Below are 19,784 nucleotides of genomic sequence, written 5' to 3' on the forward strand. Positions count from 1 at the left end.
AATGAGGTGTCCTCAGTTGGGAACACCTCACGAGGTTTCGACTTTTTTTGATACTGTATTGGGCGATAGACTGAAAATATTAAGGGCGTTGAACAGATATATATATCCGTTCTGTTCCGTTACTTTGTACGCCCCAAAAATAAATGCGGTTTGATACAAAAAGGTCATACCACGGAAAAAGAGATAGGCCGCCAGGCGCAAAAGGATTTGCCTGCTTTGGTGCAGTGGGTAAAATAGGAAAGTGAAAATCTTCTTTTATTTGTAAAAGCAAAGCAGGTTTTTCAATTCCTGCTATTGTATTTGGCTTTTCTGATATTCCCATAATCCAGATGGGCCGTCCACCCATTACAAAATCCCACTCTTGCTTTGTTTGTTTTTCTGGGATAGTTTTTAATATCTGGAAAGCGATCTTCTCTTGGTAAGTATCGACCATTTTCCCAATCGGTGTATCGAATACGATGACATGAAAGTTTCGCTCATAATTTCTTAAAAATTCTTCAGAAATATCCGCATCTACTATACGTTGGGGAAGTTCTGGAATACAATACCTATCATGCCAGCTTTCAACACAATAAAACACAGCTAAAGATTTTCCCGCCCACACATGGCCTTGCGGAAAAGCTACTTGGAACATAAATGTTAATTCATTCCCACACAATTCACATTTTGGAATATCTATATCGGGTGGTAGTTTGGGTTTTCCTCCGATAAAGGAGTCATACTCTTCTGCCTGTACACAATTTCCGATTACTTCTAATCTCCACGATTTCATACTTGTTGTATCCTCCATCAATCATCAAGTCCTGTTTTACTTCATTGATTACATGTCATATACTGCTTCAAATTAACTTGCCTTGAAAGTAGCTTTATCGTAGCCAGTATGCCATCTCTCTCATTTTCGCTGCAATCTCCTCCGGCTCCATAATACGGATTTTCCCGCCAAAAGTAAAGACCCAGGCGAAAAAGGGCGGGCTGGGGGCAACATCCACGGTGGCCTGGAAGTGCGTTCCGTCTATGATCTCTGTCTGCACCTCCTCTCCGAAGCGGTCTACAACGCTGCGCATGGTGCTGTTCTCGCACAGCAGTGTTATCCTCTGGATGTCGGCTCCGAACATCCCGAACACCTGGTGGACATACGCCGCGGGATCGAAGTCCTGCGCTGGTATGGCCTCCTGCACCAGCAGCTTCACAGCGGTCATGCGGTCTACACGGAACTGGGCCAGCTTGCCGTGTTTCTCCGACCAGCCCACGGCGTAGTAATAGTCCCGGCTCCAGATCAGGGCATAGGGGCTGAACTCGTACCGATAGCCGTCGTGCTTGAGGACTTTTTCTTTCTCTGCGGTGTACTCTATGTACTGGAAGGCGATCCGCCGCTTCTCCTGGATGGCGGTGTGGATCATGTCCACCGCATAGTAGATCGCCTCGTTGTCCTGCTTCGCTGTGCCCTCCATGTAGACAGGGCGGTTGAGCTGTTTGGCCTGCTCCTGGCTGGTGAGGGAGGCCAGCTTGCGGATCAGGTTGGCGCTTTTCTTCCTGGTGATGAAGTGAGAGGACTCCACCGCATCCACCAACAGCTTCAGCTCCGGCAGCTCGAACAGGCGGGAGCCAACGAAGTAGCGGTTCTGGGTGCTCTTGACACAGACGATGTCCACGCCCTGGTCAATCAGGATCTGGATATCGCTGTATACACTCTTGCGGCCAGCCTGGATGCCTTGGGACTCCCAAAACTGGAGGATGTCTGAAACGGAGGCGGCGTGCTCCTCATCTGTAAGGGTGCAGAGATACTGCTGGAGCAGCAATATCCGAATTTGCGCTTCGTTCTTCATAGGTCACCTCCAGCTATTTTGCTTAAAGTCTATAATCCATCCCAGGGAAAACCTTCTTTCGGTATTGGAATTTCGACTGAACTGTAGTCCGTTTCTTCTGGCACAATCAATTCTTTAGGACACTCAATGGTATCCAATTCCACCTTCAGGTTCCATCTTGCAGCAATCTTTGCCACTGCAAGCAAATCAAGGTTGAGAAAGACGCCGCTATGATAGCCCTTGCGCTCACGGCTCAACTGCTCTGCCAAATAGTCGTTGACCCCCTGCTCATTTTGACACAATATATCCTGAAAAGCCTGTCCTAACCGCCAAGCAGATTGGTTTGCTGTCGCATTCAGACGAGGAAAACCGCCCTCTTTAAGAGAGTGAATTGCATCTTCTACCATTGGAGCATTTCTGGAAAACAGGCCATATAATGCCTTCCCTCTATGTATTTGAAATGGATGGATTACAGTCCCCTCTGCCTGGAGTAGCCGGATACCCAAATCTACAGCCAATTCTTCTGCGTCGGCAACTACTGCCGCTTCCCACTTGTCAAGCTGGTGCAGATCTACCTCATATGGGCCATCTGTTTTCTGCATGGAGGGCTTATAGTATTGACAGACAATTTTTTGACATACAGCACATAGATATAGATGCTCTTTTGCTTTAAGATAATCATGGTCAATCATCTGCGAACAGTAAGCCTGCCACAAGAATTCCCCACTTAAAATGCGGTAATCTGAAAATCTGGAACTTGAATATTGAAGTACCAGCAAAGCACTGTTCAAGCTCCGATCTGATGCCCGGCGGTTTTTGGAATCGTTTGCCGTGACACTTTCCAGGTTTCTATTCAACCTGGAGGTCGTATATGCGATTTTCTTTTTTGCCATCACAGTCCCTCACTAAAAGTCTTTAGGAAGTCGCTGAAACCAGGATGGGGATACCTCCAATCTTTATCTTCCTCGCTCCAAAAGCTGGTAAACTCCGTCCCACCGGAATAACGGCGAGTTTTATCCACCTTGGTATAGAAGAGAGAAACCTCTGGCTGATCTGGCAGTTTTTCTTTTAAGATTTTCTTATAATAGAGGTAGAAACTCCGGCTTTTGACTGATAACGAAGCAGGTTCCAAGGCTCTAAGCATTTTCAGCGCCTGCTCCCAGTCTTCCGATTCCACAGCCGTCTGGAACTCCCGCACCTGAAGCTGCTCCTGAAGGAACTGCATCCGTTTTCCCATAGAGAGCTCTTGGCAAACCTGTTCTGCCTTTCGCACATAGGCCATCAGGTAGTCCTCAAAGGTTTGCAGGGTCTCTCGATACTTAGGCCAGGTAATGGCTGCACGGTGATCTGCTGGCTGATACCAAAAAGGATAGGAGTAATCATATTCTGTGCTGTTCCCATGGCAGAAGCCCCTGTGAGAACCGCTGAGAAGCAGATAGATGTCCTGTGAACAACCCTGGTCTGCAATATAGAGCTGCCCACTTTCAAACAAGAAATGTCCCACTGTATTCTCTATAAAACGATACCGTGCTTCATCCCAAGCACTATAGTTCATCCGTCGCTCTTCTGGTGTCTGCTCGCAATATGTCGTATACAGCTGATCCTCATTTTCATGGGAGTATTTAAACCACTTGCAGGACAATTCCTCAAATCGTTTTGCATGGTCATCGCTAAATACTACCGGTTCCCTCAGACTATCATCCAGAGGACAGCAGAAAGAGGCGATTCCATAGGCGGGGCCAGCACCGCCATTCCCCAGACAGGTAAGATAGGTTCGGTAATCCTCCGGCAAACGCAGCTCCATCAATTCTTCCCATGCTTCCAGCTCCTCCATAGGCAAGGGAGGCCGAAAAAGGTGGGCATGAGAGTGGCTGCCAAAGATGGGATAGTCCATATCCCACTGGCTGGCTTCTTTCAGGATCGCTTTGATTTTGGGTATATCCAGCATTTGCACTCATCCCTTCTGCGATTGCTTTACACCCCATGCTCATATTTCATCGTAGGCCATCTATAACAAGCTCCTTTACATATCGGTTAAATTCATAATGACAGTCCTTCTAATTTTGTGTTTTGGATGGAATGAAATATTCATCTTCCCAATAACGGTAAAGGTCATACAGTTGACTTTTATCGTGGGCCTTACTGGATTTTATCATAAGCACAAAAACAATTCTATGTGGATTAAAGTAAGCCCTCTTGCCCACAAGTTTCAAAATAACTGGTCTGTTGGCAGAAAATTCATTTTTGGGCCTTGCTCGATACCCCCAATACAGGTTTGGATAGCTTTTTAGTATTATTTCACCGAGGTAAATAGATATATCCAATGCAAGAGAAAGTGTTTCATCTGTATATTTCATAGTCTCTTTTCTGATTTCTTCCTCTATCCATTTGGGATATTTGGACACTTGGTATTCAATCTCTTTTGCGGTCATGGGAACCTGCTCGATCTTCGTCTCATACCATTCCCACAATGGGATCAGCGACTCCGGCGAGTAGTCGAACGGCTCCGCTTCCGGGCACTCCTGCTTCATGTACTCCCACAGCAGAGCGATCCGGTTCGGGATTTCACTCTTGTACCACAGGAAATATTCTTTGGCCTGCTTTGGGGTCAGCTCAAAGAACGCATAGTTATCAAAAAACTGCCGCGCCGCAATCTTCTGGTGTCCTGCAAAGTCGATTGGCGCAATCATCAGGGAGTAGGCCATCTGCAACAGGCTCCTTTACTTATGTGTTTAGGTCGCTGGGGGACAAATAAGTACAAATGAAATTTAGGCCATAGAGTTGCTATTTCATATTTTCCCACTCCGCTCTCCAGACGTTTGTGAGTTCTCCGTTGTTCCATCTAAATCGCGGGTCACCATTATCAAAAATCAGGCGTTCTTTAGCGTTCCACACGTCTGGGCCTAAATAATAGGTTCCGTAGTGCTTAATAGAAATCTTACTGAACGAGGTTTCAAACAGATTACTCAGTTTTCGCAACAGAGTCCCTCCATACTTGGGACAACCGGCCATATAGGTAATCATTCCTGGAACAACGACATTTTTCATGTCTGTTCTAAGCCCGCCCAGAATAACATCAACAGTATTATGCGTAAGCATATCAATCGCATGAAATATTTTTGGTGATTGGTTATCCTGAAGTCTCTCAAAGAATAGTTGACGAAAGTGTTCAAAGCGAACACTCTCTTTGTCACACCAATAGCGCATAGAGGTTCGTGTCTCCAACTGTTGAAAAATGGTCAACATATCACATGATGTCGCATAAAAATGTATCTCTGCTTCTGGAGGAAGATAGGAAAATGGTGTGCTCATGATTTCTGGAGCAAGTGAGTTGTACCATGTTTCCAATGTTGTAGTGTATCGTTCTTGTCCAGAAAAGGAGAATGTAGTGTCTCCTAAAAACACTAAATGTTCCCGTTCCTGAAAAACCTCCGGGCTATACAGAATACCATCAATACTTTGCCATCTTTTCCGCATTGTCCTTTTGATGGTCAAAAAAAGGTTTCTATTTTGTTTTCTGCTCCCGGTGGGCAGTATAATTCGTTCATAATCAACGCCCGATCTGGAACCGTTTTGGTAGCTGTATTGCAAATATGCAGTTGGACTCTCTCGTTGGAAAAAAAGTAACCCTCAGCATTTTGAACCAGGTTAAATGTCGTATCACGGAAATGAATGTCTATCCAATATGTAGAGTCAAGAGCATATCCGAAACAGTCAATTTCATTACATGAATCGAATATGTTCAATATATCAAGACATGGGACACCAAATCCCCATACATAACATATATCAAGCCTCTGCTCAATTTCTTGGAACAGAGCCTTAATATCCGTTGGTGATGCAAAAAATCTTTGTAACATGCGTACTCCTTTTTTGCCAGGAAACTAAGAAATACTAAATATAGACAGTTTTTACTCCACCTGAGTATTTTTAGGAGGGCCGAAACAATCCCTGCTCCCGCATCTCCTGGTGCCGGGTTAGTACTTTATCTTTTCCATTCCCGTTGCGTGAGTAGAATAGCAGTCCCGTTTTCCCTTCCATCTCCTGAGCGAAAGAATAGGGGACGGGCTGCCGGGTCAAAAGAAAATAATGATTTGTTGCCTCCGGGTGCATCAACAGCAGGCAGTCATCCTCCTGATTGAGATAGGCAAACACCGAAGAAACGCTCCGTGAGGAATCCTGAATCAACTCCAGATGGGAGGAAAGCGGAATAAAAGGCGGAACGATGGCCTTATTCGCGTCCTCCAAAGCCTTTGGAAGTCGAGGTAAATCACTGCTGAGATAACATTGGTCCAGTTCCTCCGTCATCCTGGTCTGATCCAACTGGCCGGCGTCATCCACCATACGGCGTAGCACGAAATGAAGGATGAAAGCGTCCCAAAAATAAGTAAAGGGAGCATGGATGTTTTGGGAAATACTGAATCGAATGATCTCTGAGCGGAACCTCTTTCTTTTCCAGAAATCAAAATAACCGTTTACTGCTGCTTCCATTCCAGACCCATCGCCTTTGTGACGGCAAAGCTCAAAGTCGGACTCAAAATGAAAATAGCTGCGTTGGTCATTTTCATCCTCTTTATCTGTAATGGCGGGATTGCAGATCCACTCATAGACCGTGGCATTGGGATCTTTACGTTTAAGGCCAAAGCCAAGATTGTCGCTGACACCGTGGGCAAGCAGAAGGTAGTCCCCATCCCAGCGTAGCAGTTCCAGAGCACGAAAATAGAATTCGTTTTGCAAGCACATATAGTCCCCCATCACCAGATAGAGGTCACGGATCGGGGCGGGCAGTTCAAAATTCAGCCGCCGCTCCGCAGCTTGAATGTCCTCCATCGTATAGGGCTGCATCGCGCCTATCTTGTCCCGCCAGACAAAGGGATTCAGCGCCTCCAGTTCTTCCTGGATAGAATAGGGAGGCCGGAGCGGGAAGTTTGTTTTTTTCTTTCTTCCGAACATAGATGTTTTCTCCTTCACTCTATCGAAGCAAACCTGCCTGCTTCATCTCTTCCTCATGGGCTCGAACACGGTCCAGGCCGGTTCGGTTGACTCCATAGAATACCAGTCCTGTCTGCCGCTCTACTTCCTCCGTAAAACTGTAGGGAACAGGTTCGCTGGCAATCAGTCCATAGTGCTGCTCTGTGCCGGTGAGCAGCAGCAGGCAGTTGGGGGACTCCCTGCTCCATCCGTAGACCAGGGAATCCTTTGGATCTGTAGCACGGAACAACTGTACCTGGTTCAGCTCCGGGTGTTGGCAGAGTGGGGCAAAATATTTTGCCAGAGTCTCCCTCAACTCCCGTAGTGCCGGCACAGGCTTAGGAAGAATGCAGGAGACGAAGAAGGGATCCAATTCATCAGTGATGTTTCTGCGGAAGAACCATCCTTGATAAACAATGTCCAGAACCTTTCGATATACAAATTTGTCCCAATAGACCAACTTGGTGTATCCCCAACGGCGTGCGCTTTTGGGCACAACCTCCGACCGGGACGGTTTCCCTGTGTCGGGCAGCGGCCGGCCTTCTGGGGTCAGCCCTACCCGCTTCCACTGGAATACATCCACATAGGGGTCCTTCCGGTCGATCCCATATCCGTAGTTCGTGGAGGTGCCGGCGTACAGAAGAAGATACCGGCCATCCCAGTGGAGCTGATCCAGCGGGAGAAAATACTCCCGGACATCCGGAACATCCTGGCGGCACATGATGTCTCCTATTATTAGATACAGCTCCCGGACAGGGACGGGCAGCTGATACCCCAGTCGCTCCTCTGCGGCCTGAATGTCCTCTTCGGTGTATGTTCCAGTACCCTCGCTCTGCCGGGGGCAAACGAAGGGCCGCAGCCGCTCCAGCTCCTGTCGGATGGAGTACACCGGCCTGGTTTCATAGACAGTTTTCTTTTTCCAAAACATGAGGGGTTATCCTCCTACAAAAAGCTATGGCATTTTGCACAATTATAAATCAGCAATATAGAGTTGATATTCATATTCTGCTTCAAAAATGTGAAAGAGTTTCCCAATTTCTTTATTGGCGAAAAAAAGACTTAATCCTGGCTCCCAAAACTCGTACAATGTGCTCTCTAAGTCTTTAATCTCTACACAAGCCAGATACCCATGCTGCCGCACAGAAATTAGGTATTGTGAATATCCATATAAAAAAGATAACTGGTCAAGCACCCATGCAACAGCTTCTTTTCGATTTATTCCACATGGCTTCGCAGAATGAGGGACTGAGTTGAAGGAGTTGACTGTTTCACATGCACGATAAAATTTTTCAATCCATATAGAATCAGGCGGCTCAAAGTTGAGCAGTTTGATTGACGGATATTTTTCAATATACTTTTTTGCACAGTTCAAGTTGTGTCTTGCGAATATCTCACATTTCCTTTTTTCGTCCATAACCCATCACGCATCTCTCTGAAATTTATCCATTACTTCCTTCGCTATCTCCTAAAATAAAAGAACCCTTCCGCTTTATCCCAAATTCTTTTTCGAGTTCAATATCAATTTTCAATATTTGATGTGAGTCTACATCCTCACCGTACAATTCGGCCAATACAATTATTAGGTAGTTCAAAATATCTATGATAGATGCCTCGAAATCTGGAGCTTCATCACCTTTAGCCTCAACTTCGTATAAGTATCTGCAACTCCAATATAATTGCGAATAATAATAGTCTTCGGGAGACATTCCCGCCTGTTCAAATTCCTTTGAATTATTATAAAGCAAATTAAATATAGCTGACGAATCTCCCTGAATAGCCCCGCAAATTTCATCAACAGACATTTCGGCCTTCTTAGCGATAGAAACGATTTCGTCTCTTGAATAGGCTTTATATCTTCTCACATTCAACTCCGCCTCACATTACTCAGGCCGACCAAGGCCAGGCAGAAACCGAGAAATACTACACACTTGCCCAGAATCAGCGTCAAAAATCGCAGCGAAATTTCAAGCCGGTCTGCTCCTGAACTTTTTCAATAAAGCTTTGCTCTGGTACAGATTTTGTAAGCAGCTCACAATTTATCCAATCGTCTCTTTGAATCAATAACGCATCCGGATTTTTATGGACATATACCATCTGCATAGGCATATCTTGGGCCAACAGTTCTGGGTGGTCTGAGAGGGGTACAAAATCTGCTCTGACCCGGCGATCCAGGTCCTGGAAATATTCCGATGTATGGCCTAAAAAAACTTCTGAGAAATAAATTGTTGGCTCGTTTGGGGTGGATGTTCTCTCCATCTCTACCACTTCACAGAGAGCATAGATCACCAGAAACAGGCTAAAGCCATCTATAGTATGATTGAATCGTGGCTCATTCTCCATTTTCGTAATCTGTTTAGGACCGTATTCTTGGTTGGCATTGAGCTTGTCCCAATATTCCTGATACTTTTTGGCTATCTCTCTCAGTGACACTTCATCATGTTCCGAATAGGCAGTCTCAAAATCTTCCTCATACTCCCACGCAATACCTTCCGGGTCAGTTTCTTCCCACTTATAAATGCCATCAGATAAATCGTCCCGTTTGATTCCAATAACAATTCCATTATCGGCATCCAGGAAGAAGCCCAGGTAGTCTTTCTCCCAATGAACAAGTTCCAAGGGACGCAAGTAGAAAGGAAGCATTAAATTAGCCATATACAAGTACCCGTTTGATGAACAGCTCTTGATCTATGCCCAGCGCCCGGACGCCACCGCCTGCGCCAGCATGGAATTGTGGAATGGCACCATGCGCCGCTGGATCAAGCCCGGTTCCAAGGGTATCGCGGTCATCCGAAAAGACAGGCGCGGCAAGCCCGGTCTGGAGTATGTCTATGACTATAGGGACACCCGCCCTGTGAGCGGGGCACGGGAGCCATACCTGTGGCAGATGCGGAAGGAACACCACCCCGCCGTCCTCGCCGCCTTGGAACAGCGGTACGGCCCCGCCGCCAAGGGAGATATAGGGGACCAGATCATGGAGCTGGCCCGCCGTGCTGTGGATGAGGTCTACCGTGACCGTTTGAGCGACCTTGCCTATGACACCAAGGACAGTCTGCTGGAGGAACTGGATGAACTGAATTTGGAGGTGCGTTTCCGCCGCCTTTTGACCGCCAGTGTCCAGTACACCCTCCTGACCCGCTGCGGCCTGGACCCTCTGGACTATCTGGACGACGAAGATTTTGACGGCATTTCGGAATTTTCCACCCCGGCAGTCCTCCACCACTTGGGCAACGCCGCAAGCGCGGTTTCTATGGAAGCCCTAATGGAGATCGGGACTGCCATTCGGCAGTACGAACAGACACAAGCAAAAAATAATCAAAAAATTTCCGAAAAACCTCTTGCAAAAGAACCTCAAACCGGTTATACTACAACCAGAGGATAATTTAACACTGTAAAGCGCGAAAGCGCAGAAAGGAGCGATACAGATGGCGGAGCTGACTTACACGAAGGTGGGCGATTACCTGGTGCCCGATCTGGTGATGGACGGCGAGGACGAACTGGAGGAAATGCCGCTGGGCAAGTACGGGATGCTGCGGGAGGACTTTCTGAAGGAGCATCACAGCGGGACATACACCTCCATGCTTCTGACGGGCAGGCTGACCGATCACCTGCGGAAGATCGACCGGCAGGCGCAGGAGCAGGTGGACAGCATCGTGAGGGACCTGATGAAAAGCTGCGGCGTGAACGAGGAATTGAAGGCCAGGGATCAGATGGCGTGGGTGCAGGCGGTGAACGGCTTCACCCATCAGGCGGAGGAAATGGTGCTGGCGGAGATCGTCTACAAGTAGATCAGGAGCAGCATGAAGCGGCGGGCGAACAGCCCGCCGCTTCTGTGCTCCAAGAGCCAGAGGAAGCCCCTGCGCCGGGGCTGGCCCGGTTCCATTTGTTCCCTACCGTAGAGGAACAGGTGGAGGCCATTGCCGAGGCCCAGGCAGAGGAAAAGAGGCAGACGGAAATTGACGCTTCCACCATACATCGTGTGCCTGACGCGGTGGTGGATCGCATCCTTACCAGCGGCGGCAACAGCAGGCACAGCATTGAGCGCATAGTAGCGTTCTTCCAGAAAAGTCCCAGCAGCGAGGACGCCGCCGCGTTTCTGGAGAAGGAGTATGGGGTCGGCGGTAAGGGCCTGACGGTTGCCAAAACGAAATACGCCATGTGGTTTGATGAAAAAGGGGTTCATATCTGCCCCGGAAACAACACCTATGGAGCTATTTTCACACATCTCCCGTGGTCCGCTGTGGGAATCCGTATTTCCCAGCTTTTGAAGGACGGTATGTTTGCCAGCCAAGAGAAGATCGACACAGCGCGGGAAAACGAGTTGGACGGTCTGGCCAACCGGCTGGCCGACCTCCGCATGGAGTTCAGTGATGAGGCAAAGAAGAAGGACTATCTGCATACCGTTTCCGAGGCATATAGGGGGAGCAGAAGCGAGGAAAGTGTGCTGCGGATCAAGGAACTTCTGCGTGAGCCGGAGAGCCGCCGCCGTGTCATCTCCGAATTGCGGGCGTTCTCCGACTCTTATGTAACAGACCGCTCGTTGCTGAGACACCACCCCACTATATCCCTGCCTGCGCTGATCCGGCAAACCGCCGACCTGGATAAGCCGGTCACAGAGTTTAAGGCGGTGGAGGGCTTTGCCCCCGCAAAAACCACTTTTATCACGGAAGATGAAATCGACCAGTTTTTAATGGGTGCTTTCAGCTTTGAAGGGGGCAGAATCCGGGTTTATTCCTACTTCATGCAGGGCCACGACGCCAATGAGTGCGCCGCGTTTCTGCGGCATGAGTGCGGCGATATGGGCCGCACCTCTGAGGAATTGAAAACATGGAGCGATACGAAGGGCATCAAGTTCACCCGCTTGCACGAAGATTCAGGCGCGGACGGATATGATACCGTTTATCTCAACTGGAACCAGGCGCAGAAGCGTATCCGGGATTTGATCGAGAAAGACCGCTACCTTACCCGCCAAGAGCGGGAAAGCCTGCCGGAGCATGACAAAAACCATCTTGCCCGGATGCTCTATCATTTCTTCTCCCATGTACCCGACTGCAAACACCTGCCCTTTGCCAATGGCGCGGACCTTGCAGCGGCGGCCAAGCAGATACTCCCCCTGCTGGAAGTGCCTGAAGCGGCGGCGAAGCTGTTTGATACCATGTTGAGTGATTTTTCCGCAATCAGCCCGGACGCGGACGGTTATACGGGCATGATGTTTGCCATGCGGGATATGGGGGCGTTTGTGCGCGGGGATTCCCCCCTGTTCTCCCCGCTGCCGGAGAGCGCCCTGCAAGCGGAGCGCGAGGTAAAGGAGCGAAACCGAAAAAAGGACCAGACCCCGGAACAGGGTGCTGTGACCGATGCGCCAGAACCGCCGGGAGAGGCTTCCGGCGATTTGGCGGCGGTGGCCCGCGCCCTTGCCAGTAAGCGCAAGCCGGAGGCCACGGTGCGGGGTGATGGACAATTCTCCCTGTTTTCTTCCGGGCAGATGGCGGAGCCGCAGGAACAGCGAAAGATCAGCGATATGGACCTTGACCATTTTCTGATCGAGGATTTGGGCGACCCAGAGCGCAAGCAGAGGCTTTACGCTTTGTTCACTGAGGGCTGGTCTGACGCGATCATCGTGCGAAAGCTGGAACAGGAATACAGCCGCTCCCGATACGGAAGTGTTGAAGGGGGCTTCTGCACTCTGTCGGACGGCACAAGGGGCTACGCCTATTTTGCGAAGGAACTGCGGATTTCTCCCAGGCCAGAGGGGAAAATGCGCCATGTTTCCTTTGAGGAAATGGCCGCTCATATCCGCCAGCTTATCCAAGAGGGCCGCTACCTGTCCCCGGAAGAACTGGAGCGGTATCAGAAGGACCATGCGGCCCAGGAGCCGGAGGCCCCCGTATTTTCCACGCCGTCCCAAGCGCCGGAGCAGGAGCAGGAATCCTCCCGTTCCCCTTGGTGGGATGAATATTCCACCGTTAAGGGGAGCCACCCAGATCACCTTATTCTTTATCAGGTTGGCGACTTTTTTGAATTGTTTGGCGAGGATGCCAAAACCGCTGCCGCTGTGCTGGGCCTGACCTTGACCACCCGGCCTGTTGGCGGCGTGGGGCGTGTGGAGATGTGCGGCTTTCCTATCCATGCGCTGGAGCAGAATGTTGAAAAGCTGCGCGGGCAGTATGACGTGGCTGTTTCCGCTGTTGATACCAAAACCGGCGTATATCAGACCCGCACCTTAGCCGCGCTTGACGGCGGCACGGTTCCCTACGACTTTGAGTTTGAATACCGGCAACTGAGCCGCTTGAAATCTGACTGTGATTATTTTCTTGGCGCGGGCGGCAGGCGCGAAAGGCATTTGTCAGAGGGCGGCAGTATCGCAACGCAGATCGCCAAGATGCGGGAATTGTACGGCCTTCTTCCTGAGAAACCGGAATGGCTGACGGCGGAGGATATTGACCGTTACGAGGCCCAAATGACAGGCGCGGAGCCTGAGAAACAGGCTGTGGAGCAACACGAAGCTCCCGCAGAGGAAGTGGTTGCCGCCGTCAAGAATCCCAACTATGAGATTACTGTTACATCGGCGGAAGCGTTGATTTTAGCAAGGCCCATGTCACAAGCGGGGATCACGGCCAATCGGACTGTCCAGGAAAATGGCGATGTTACATTCAGTGTCCCAGAATCCGAGAAGGACGTCCTCGAACGGCTGATTACGAAAATCAGGAAGGATATTTCCAGAGCGGCGGAAGCTGTGTCCAAACCCCAAAAGGCCAGACGCACACGCCCGGAGGTCAATTACCACGCCTTTGAGAAATTGTTTCCTGAGATTATCAGCGGTGAATACCGCAGTATGCACTTGCAGGCGGAGCCATCCTATATGCCTCTCCACGTTCAATGGATTGCAGATGATGTGGTTGCCGTCAGCCACACCTACCAGCAAAACGGCGATACCATGTATGACCCGGAAATGACCTTCCGTGTTGACCGGGAGAAGGGGACGTTGGAGGCGCTGACCTTCCGGCAGGATGGCGGCATCCCGCTCTATCAGGAGGTCTACCCGGAGCCGGGTAAGTGGATTCCCAAGCTGCGGAACGATTTGAACAGCTTTGCCGCACAGTGGATGAAAAATATCACAGCGCAGAAATTCATCAGGGAGCAAGCTGTCTCTGTGCGGGATGGGGAGGATGTTGAGGTTTTCTTCAGCCCGGAAGGGGCGCCCTTTGCCGCCTATGACATTCTGATGCGGGAAGCGGACACAATCACGGCGCAACTTCTGAACGATGAAAGCTACGCAAACGCCCGGATGAACAGCGATGAGCAGAACAGCCGGGATGAGTGCAACATCGCAATCAACCGAATTGCGGTTTCCATGTTCAAAACAAATCCGCAGTTTTATCGCGCCTATTTCGACACAACGATTGCAGTCCATCGGTTCCGCAATTACCTTTTTGAGACTACCTACCAACAGGAGTTGGAGGCGGAGCAGACGCCCGTCAGCTCCGTCACACTGTACCGGGAGGCGCTTGCTTTACTGGTCGGCGCCGTCAGGGGCAGCAGCTTTTATGATTATCTCCGCGACCGGGAGACTGACCATGACAGCGCAAGGAACGAACTGGACGCCGAGATCACCGCCATGATGGATGAGGTCAAGGAGGGAAATCCCGCTCTGTATGAAGCCTACCACGCCCTGCCCAAGTTCCGGGAATGGCTGTTGGAGGATATTCTGGAGCAGACCTATCAGGACTATATCACCGACCCCCGTGACGCGGTGCAGCGATACGCCGACACGCCGGACGCCCCCGCGTGGATTCGGGAGGATGCCCCGGCGCAGACGGAGCAAGATACCCGCGAAACGGCACTCCCGGTGGAAAAGACCGAAGCCCGCGATCCGCTGGACCCAGCTTATCAGGAGGGCGATACGGTCTATATTCGCGACAGGGCGTTTGTTGTCAAAAAGGTGGAAGAATCCAGTGTATTGCTGCAAGACCAATCGCATAGCCTTCCGATTTATGAGCGATACGGCAAAGGCCCCTTTGCGCGGGAGCTGTTGAAGGACGACCGCAACAGCGGCATCACGCCGTTCCTCTCCGCCTATCTGCCGGACATCAACCCCGTTTTGCGGGAAGTCTTGACCGGGGACAGCGGTTTGCTGGAACTGTGGGACAAGGCCGTGATCGCTGGATACATCCAGGCAGGCGAGAATAATCTGGAGGTCGCCCAACGGCTGGCGGACACCTATGAGGGCGTTGTGGGAACTGCGGCCCTTTGGACGGGCAATCAGGCGGACTACTCCGCGGACAGCTCCGGCTTTGAGGTCCACATTCACGATGGGCAGGATTCCAAGATATCTATGCCCTGGCGCCTGATCGCCCCTATTCTTCGCGCACTCTACCAACAGGAGCTGGATGGCTTTCTCCATGAACCGTCCGCAGAAGATCATTCACAGAGGCAGGCGGAGGCCGGTACAGAGATACTCCAAGCGCCGATGACGGTGGCGGAACCCACCGGGGCGGGTGCGCCGGAAAACACGGAAACGGTTTGGCACACTCCCGGCGGGAAAGAATACCGCGCCAGGGACACGGTGGAATACCTCGTTGATGGGACACCCAACCAGATCGTCATTGACAGCATAGGCGAGGACTATATTTATTACACGTTCCCCGATTTGGCACAAGCCCCCGCTGAAATGTTCCGTGACAAATTTGAAAAACTATTGGATGATGGCGGCCATGCCGTTGTCCGCAAGGCCAGTGAACACGCCCAGCAAGTGTCTGCTGAACCCAGCCTTGTCCCTAATGTTTCGGAATACCTCAATTTGAAAGCACAGCACCCGGATAAGCTGGTAGGTGTCCAAGTGGGCCAATATATGATGTTTTATGGCAAAGACGCGGAAGAAGCCTCCGCCGCATTGGGCCGGAACATACTGACGCGGGACATTCCAGGCTTGGGTGAAACCAGTGTGACAGGATACAACGGCGCATGGCAGGCTGCGCTCAAAAAATTGCTGGAGCATGGCAAGAGCGTGGTGCTGGCCCGTCCCAATCCCCAGCGCGGCCCTGACGCCCCCTATGAGATCATTAAGGAGCGTGATATTTCCAAGTATATCCCCTTGGGCAAGGAGCTGACCATTGACGGACGGCGCATGAAGGTGGACAGCATCGACTACGCCAGCGATAAGGTCAGCCTCATGGACGTGGAACTGACGATGGAGCATCGGCAGCCCGTTTTCCATGAGGAATCTGTTATTGTTGTCCGCGAATATGTGGAGGAAGCGGAACGGCGGGAATTTGAGCAGGCGGCCCATGTTGAGGAAATAGTGGAAGCCCCTGCCGCTGACGAACCAGTGCCGCCAGAAAGTCAGCGCCATGCCGGAGCCGATGAGCTGGATGAAGCCAAACGACTAATAGAGGATTTCTGTGATGTGGAGTATGACGGCGGCGTTGATTTTTCTGATCTGGAGCATATCGGCATCGCCTACACCTCCACCGAGGATGAAAAGCACGAAATTCAAGTGGAGGTCAATCTGCTGGATTTCAGTATCACGCAGATGCTGGATGACCAGCTCATTGAACAGCGCCGGTACAAGACCCTGCGGGAGCTGATTGACAACGAACTGTCCGCCCTTGCCTTTGATGACCTGATTCATGTGGAGGGTGAGCCGGAGCAACTGCTGGCAAGCGCACTGAGAGCGGCGCAAAAGCCGGGACCCGCCCCGGAACCGGAACGGGTGGAGATCGACGGCGGCAGGATCGCAGAGCCGCCCGCACCCAAAACGCCCATAACCTCTAAGGTAGTGGGACGGGTAAACGCCGGAGCCTTTGACGTGATATTTGAGGAACTGCACGTTGGCCCGGAACTGCACAATTTCCACATCACTGACGAGGGCCTGGGTACTGGCGGACAGAAAACCAAATATCAAAATAATGCAGCGGCTATCCGTACCTTGAAGCAGATCGAGGCGGATGGCCGTTTGGCTACCCCAGAGGAACAGGAGATACTGTCCCGCTATGTCGGCTGGGGCAGTCTGCCCCAAGCGTTTGACGAAAACAACAAAGCATGGGCCAAGGAGTTTGAGGAATTGCAGTCGCTTCTCACCCCGGACGAGTATGCTGCCGCCAGAGCGACTACGCTGAACGCCCACTATACCAGCCCCCGCGTTATCAAGGCCATTTACGATGCTGTGCAGCGGATGGGCTTTCAGCCGGGGAATGTGCTGGAGCCGTCCTGCGGTATCGGGAACTTTTTCGGACTTCTGCCGGAAAATCTTTCTGGCGCAAATCTGTACGGCGTGGAGTTGGACAGTTTGACGGGCAGGATCGCAAGACAGCTTTATCAAAAGGCCAATATTACCGTAGACGGCTTTGAAAACACCGACCACCCGGATGATTTCTTTGACCTCGCCGTGGGCAACGTGCCTTTCGGCTCATACAAAGTGCATGACCGCCGTTATAACCGGCACAATCTCCAGATACACGATTATTTCCTGATGAAAACACTGGATAAGCTGCGCCCCGGTGGTATCATGGCGGTCATTACCTCAAAGGGCACCATGGACAAGAAAAACAGCAAGGCGCGGGAAGCCTTGGCGCAAAAAGCCAACCTCCTGGGCGCGATTCGCCTGCCCAACAACACTTTCAAGGCCAACGCCGGAACCGAAGTCACCAGTGATATCCTGTTTTTTCAAAAACGGGCCACTGTACCGGAAAAAATGCCGGAATGGGTGGAAAGCGGCCTGACTGCGGACGGCGTACCCCTTAACCAGTATTACCTTCAGCACCCGGAGATGGTGCTGGGCACGATGGCCCTCGGCAAAAGTCTGTATGGCAACGACACGGAAACCGCCTGTTATCCCATTGAGGGTGCTGATCTGGCGGAACAGCTTGCCGGGGCTGTTGCCCATATCGCCCCACCTGACCAGGCACTGCTGGACATGGACGCGCCTGAACAGGAGGACGGCAAAGCGGTCGAGAGCATCCCGGCAGACCCGAATGTACGCAATTTCAGCTATACGGTGTCCAAGGGAAAAATCTACTTCCGGGAGAACTCCCGCATGGTCCCAGTGGAGCTGGGCAAGGTCCCGACCGCCCGTGTCAAAGGGATGATCAGTATTCGGGACAGCGCCCGGAAACTCATTGATCTACAGTTGAAAGGCGCGTCCGATGCCGAGATCAAGGCGGAACAGGCCAGCCTTAACCGCCTCTATGATGTCTACACCAAGAAATACGGCATCCTGAACAGCGCCGGGAACCGGCTGGCATTCAACCAAGATTCCTCCTATCCCTTGCTCTGCTCTCTGGAAGTGCTGGATGATGAAGGCAATTTTAAGCAAAAGGCGGATATGTTCACCAGGCGCACCATCCAGCACCATGAGGCCGTGACCAGTGTGGACACGGCGGTGGAGGCTCTGGCGGTATCTATTGGGGAGCGGGCCTGCGTGGATTTGGGCTTTATGGCGTCTCTCATGGACGGCGGTGAAAAAATCCCGCAGATCGTGGAGGATTTGAAAGGGGTCATTTTCAAGGACCCGGCCACCGGCCCCTTCGATATGGAGGCGGGGGGCACAGATTGGTACAAGGGCTGGCAGACGGCGGACGAATACCTGTCCGGCGATGTCCGTATGAAGCTGGCCAAGGCCCGCGCCGCCGCTGAGAAGTACCCTGAGTTCGCAGTCAATGTGGAGGCACTGCAGCAGGTGCAGCCCAAGGACCTGACCGCCGCCGAGATCAGTGTGCGCATTGGCGCACCGTGGGTCAAGCCGGAGTATTACCGTGAATTTATCTTTGAACTGCTCCAGACGCCGGAATATCTGCGGGACGGCAAAATAGACGTTATCTACAATAAAATTACGGGCGAATGGAATGTGAAGGGCAAGAGCGAGGACAGGCGGGACAACGCCCGTATCCGTGCTACCTACGGCACCAAGCGCAGAAACGCCTATGTCATTTTTGAGAATCTTTTGAACCAGCGGGACACGCGGGTTTATGACGAGGACGCCGAAGGGAAGCGTATTCTTAATTCCAAACACACCACAATCGCCCAGCAGAAAGCGGAGGCTATCGACCAAGCGTTCCGGGACTGGATTTTCAAAGACCCGGAGCGGCGCGCCGACTTGTGCGCCACCTATAACCGCCTCTTTAACTCTAAGCGGCCCCGTGAGTATGACGGCGGCCACATCACCTTTGCCGGGATGAACCCGGAGTACAAGCTGGAACCCCACCAGCGCAATGCCGTAGCGCGGATGCTCTATGGCGGCAATTCCCTCTTGGCCCACTGTGTCGGCGCTGGCAAGACCTTTGAAATGACCGCCGCCGCTATGGAGAGCAAACGGCTGGGCCTCTGCCAGAAATCGCTCTTTGTCGTGCCCAACCACTTGACGGAGCAATGGGGCAGCGATTTCCTGACCCTTTATCCCGGCGCCAAGGTGCTGGTAGCTACCAAGAAAGACTTTAAGCCTAAGAACCGCAAGAAGTTCTGTGCCCGCATCGCCACCGGGGACTATGACGCCGTTATCATCGGCCATTCTCAATTCGAGATGATCCCCCTCTCCCCGGAACGGCAGGCGCAGGTGATCGAGGACCAGATCGGTGAGATCATGGACGCTATCGCGGAGGCCAAGGCGCAGAAGGAAGAAAACTGGACCATCAAGCAGATGGAGGGAACGCGGAAAGACCTGGAAGCGAAGCTGAAAAAGCTCACCGACAAGAAGAAGGACGACACTGTTACCTTTGAGGAATTGGGCATCGACCGTCTGTTTGTAGATGAGGCGCATTATTACAAAAACCTCTTTTTACATACAAAAATGCGGAATGTAGCCGGTATCGCTCAAACCGAAGCGCAAAAATCCAGTGATATGTTTGGCAAATGCCGCTATCTGGACGAGCTGACAGGCGGCAGGGGCGTGACCTTCGCCACCGGCACTCCCGTCAGCAATTCGATGGTCGAGCTTTATGTGCGCCCATAAGGGCATATATCAAATGCCGCCTTGAGCAAGCGGCGGGAAGAAAGATATCAAAGAAAGGCAGGTGA

Annotated in this window: 15 protein-coding genes; 3 read left to right on the forward strand and 12 right to left on the reverse strand. The window is 51.4% G+C overall.

The window, feature by feature from the left end; translation table 11 throughout:
- Window positions 1–79: 79 nt before the first annotated feature.
- The 12 genes from D1646_RS10105 to D1646_RS10160 all read right to left on the reverse strand — a co-directional run bounded on the left by D1646_RS10105 (window position 80) and on the right by D1646_RS10160 (window position 9,428).
- Window positions 80–772: a hypothetical protein gene (locus D1646_RS10105; protein ID WP_120485653.1), complete on the reverse strand. Its 693-nt coding sequence runs from the start codon at window positions 770–772 to the stop codon at window positions 80–82.
- A gap of 94 nt (window positions 773–866) precedes the next feature.
- Window positions 867–1,826 (reverse strand): WYL domain-containing protein, encoded by a 960-nt coding sequence (locus D1646_RS10110; protein WP_160636344.1) that lies wholly within the window; start codon window positions 1,824–1,826, stop codon window positions 867–869.
- 29 nt (window positions 1,827–1,855) lie between these two features.
- Window positions 1,856–2,698: a hypothetical protein gene (locus tag D1646_RS10115; protein WP_160636345.1), complete on the reverse strand. Its 843-nt coding sequence runs from the start codon at window positions 2,696–2,698 to the stop codon at window positions 1,856–1,858.
- Window positions 2,698–3,753: a hypothetical protein gene (locus D1646_RS10120; protein ID WP_160636346.1), complete on the reverse strand. Its 1,056-nt coding sequence runs from the start codon at window positions 3,751–3,753 to the stop codon at window positions 2,698–2,700. Before D1646_RS10120 ends, D1646_RS10115 begins: the two co-directional genes overlap by 1 nt.
- A 109-nt stretch (window positions 3,754–3,862) precedes the next feature.
- Entirely contained in the window at window positions 3,863–4,510 is a 648-nt protein-coding gene (locus D1646_RS10125; RefSeq protein WP_160636347.1) for a hypothetical protein, read from the reverse strand.
- Window positions 4,511–4,589: 79 nt separating this feature from the next.
- The gene (locus D1646_RS10130; RefSeq protein ID WP_160636348.1) at window positions 4,590–5,300 is read right to left on the reverse strand and encodes a hypothetical protein; all 711 of its coding nucleotides are present in this window, start codon (window positions 5,298–5,300) and stop codon (window positions 4,590–4,592) included.
- Window positions 5,297–5,665: a hypothetical protein gene (locus D1646_RS10135; protein ID WP_160636349.1), complete on the reverse strand. Its 369-nt coding sequence runs from the start codon at window positions 5,663–5,665 to the stop codon at window positions 5,297–5,299. The genes D1646_RS10130 and D1646_RS10135 overlap by 4 nt, the downstream gene beginning before the upstream one ends.
- Window positions 5,666–5,735: 70 nt before the next feature.
- The gene (locus D1646_RS10140) at window positions 5,736–6,758 is read right to left on the reverse strand and encodes a hypothetical protein (RefSeq protein WP_160636350.1); all 1,023 of its coding nucleotides are present in this window, start codon (window positions 6,756–6,758) and stop codon (window positions 5,736–5,738) included.
- 19 nt (window positions 6,759–6,777) lie between these two features.
- Window positions 6,778–7,704: an SMI1/KNR4 family protein gene (locus D1646_RS10145; protein WP_160636351.1), complete on the reverse strand. Its 927-nt coding sequence runs from the start codon at window positions 7,702–7,704 to the stop codon at window positions 6,778–6,780.
- Between the two features lie 42 nt (window positions 7,705–7,746).
- Entirely contained in the window at window positions 7,747–8,190 is a 444-nt protein-coding gene (locus tag D1646_RS10150; RefSeq protein WP_160636352.1) for a hypothetical protein, read from the reverse strand.
- Between the two features lie 25 nt (window positions 8,191–8,215).
- On the reverse strand, window positions 8,216–8,638 hold the full coding sequence (locus D1646_RS10155; RefSeq protein WP_160636353.1) for a hypothetical protein: 423 nt from the start codon (window positions 8,636–8,638) through the stop codon (window positions 8,216–8,218).
- A gap of 82 nt (window positions 8,639–8,720) precedes the next feature.
- The gene (locus D1646_RS10160; protein WP_160636354.1) at window positions 8,721–9,428 is read right to left on the reverse strand and encodes a hypothetical protein; all 708 of its coding nucleotides are present in this window, start codon (window positions 9,426–9,428) and stop codon (window positions 8,721–8,723) included.
- A gap of 28 nt (window positions 9,429–9,456) precedes the next feature.
- On the opposite strand from D1646_RS10160, the gene D1646_RS10165 reads away from it, so the two are divergent.
- The 3 genes from D1646_RS10165 to D1646_RS10175 are packed head-to-tail and all read left to right on the forward strand — an operon-like array spanning window position 9,457 to window position 19,719.
- A complete protein-coding gene (locus D1646_RS10165) occupies window positions 9,457–10,155 on the forward strand; it encodes a hypothetical protein (protein WP_160636355.1) in 699 nt (232 codons plus the stop codon).
- A gap of 43 nt (window positions 10,156–10,198) precedes the next feature.
- On the forward strand, window positions 10,199–10,561 hold the full coding sequence (locus tag D1646_RS10170; protein WP_160636356.1) for a TnpV protein: 363 nt from the start codon (window positions 10,199–10,201) through the stop codon (window positions 10,559–10,561).
- 44 nt (window positions 10,562–10,605) lie between these two features.
- Complete coding sequence (locus tag D1646_RS10175) at window positions 10,606–19,719, forward strand: LPD11 domain-containing protein (RefSeq protein WP_160636357.1); 9,114 nt, start codon at window positions 10,606–10,608, stop codon at window positions 19,717–19,719.
- Window positions 19,720–19,784: the final 65 nt, after the last annotated feature.

Origin of the sequence: Pseudoflavonifractor sp. 60, assembly GCF_009911645.1 — a bacterium.
GTDB lineage: Bacteria > Bacillota > Clostridia > Oscillospirales > Oscillospiraceae > Lawsonibacter.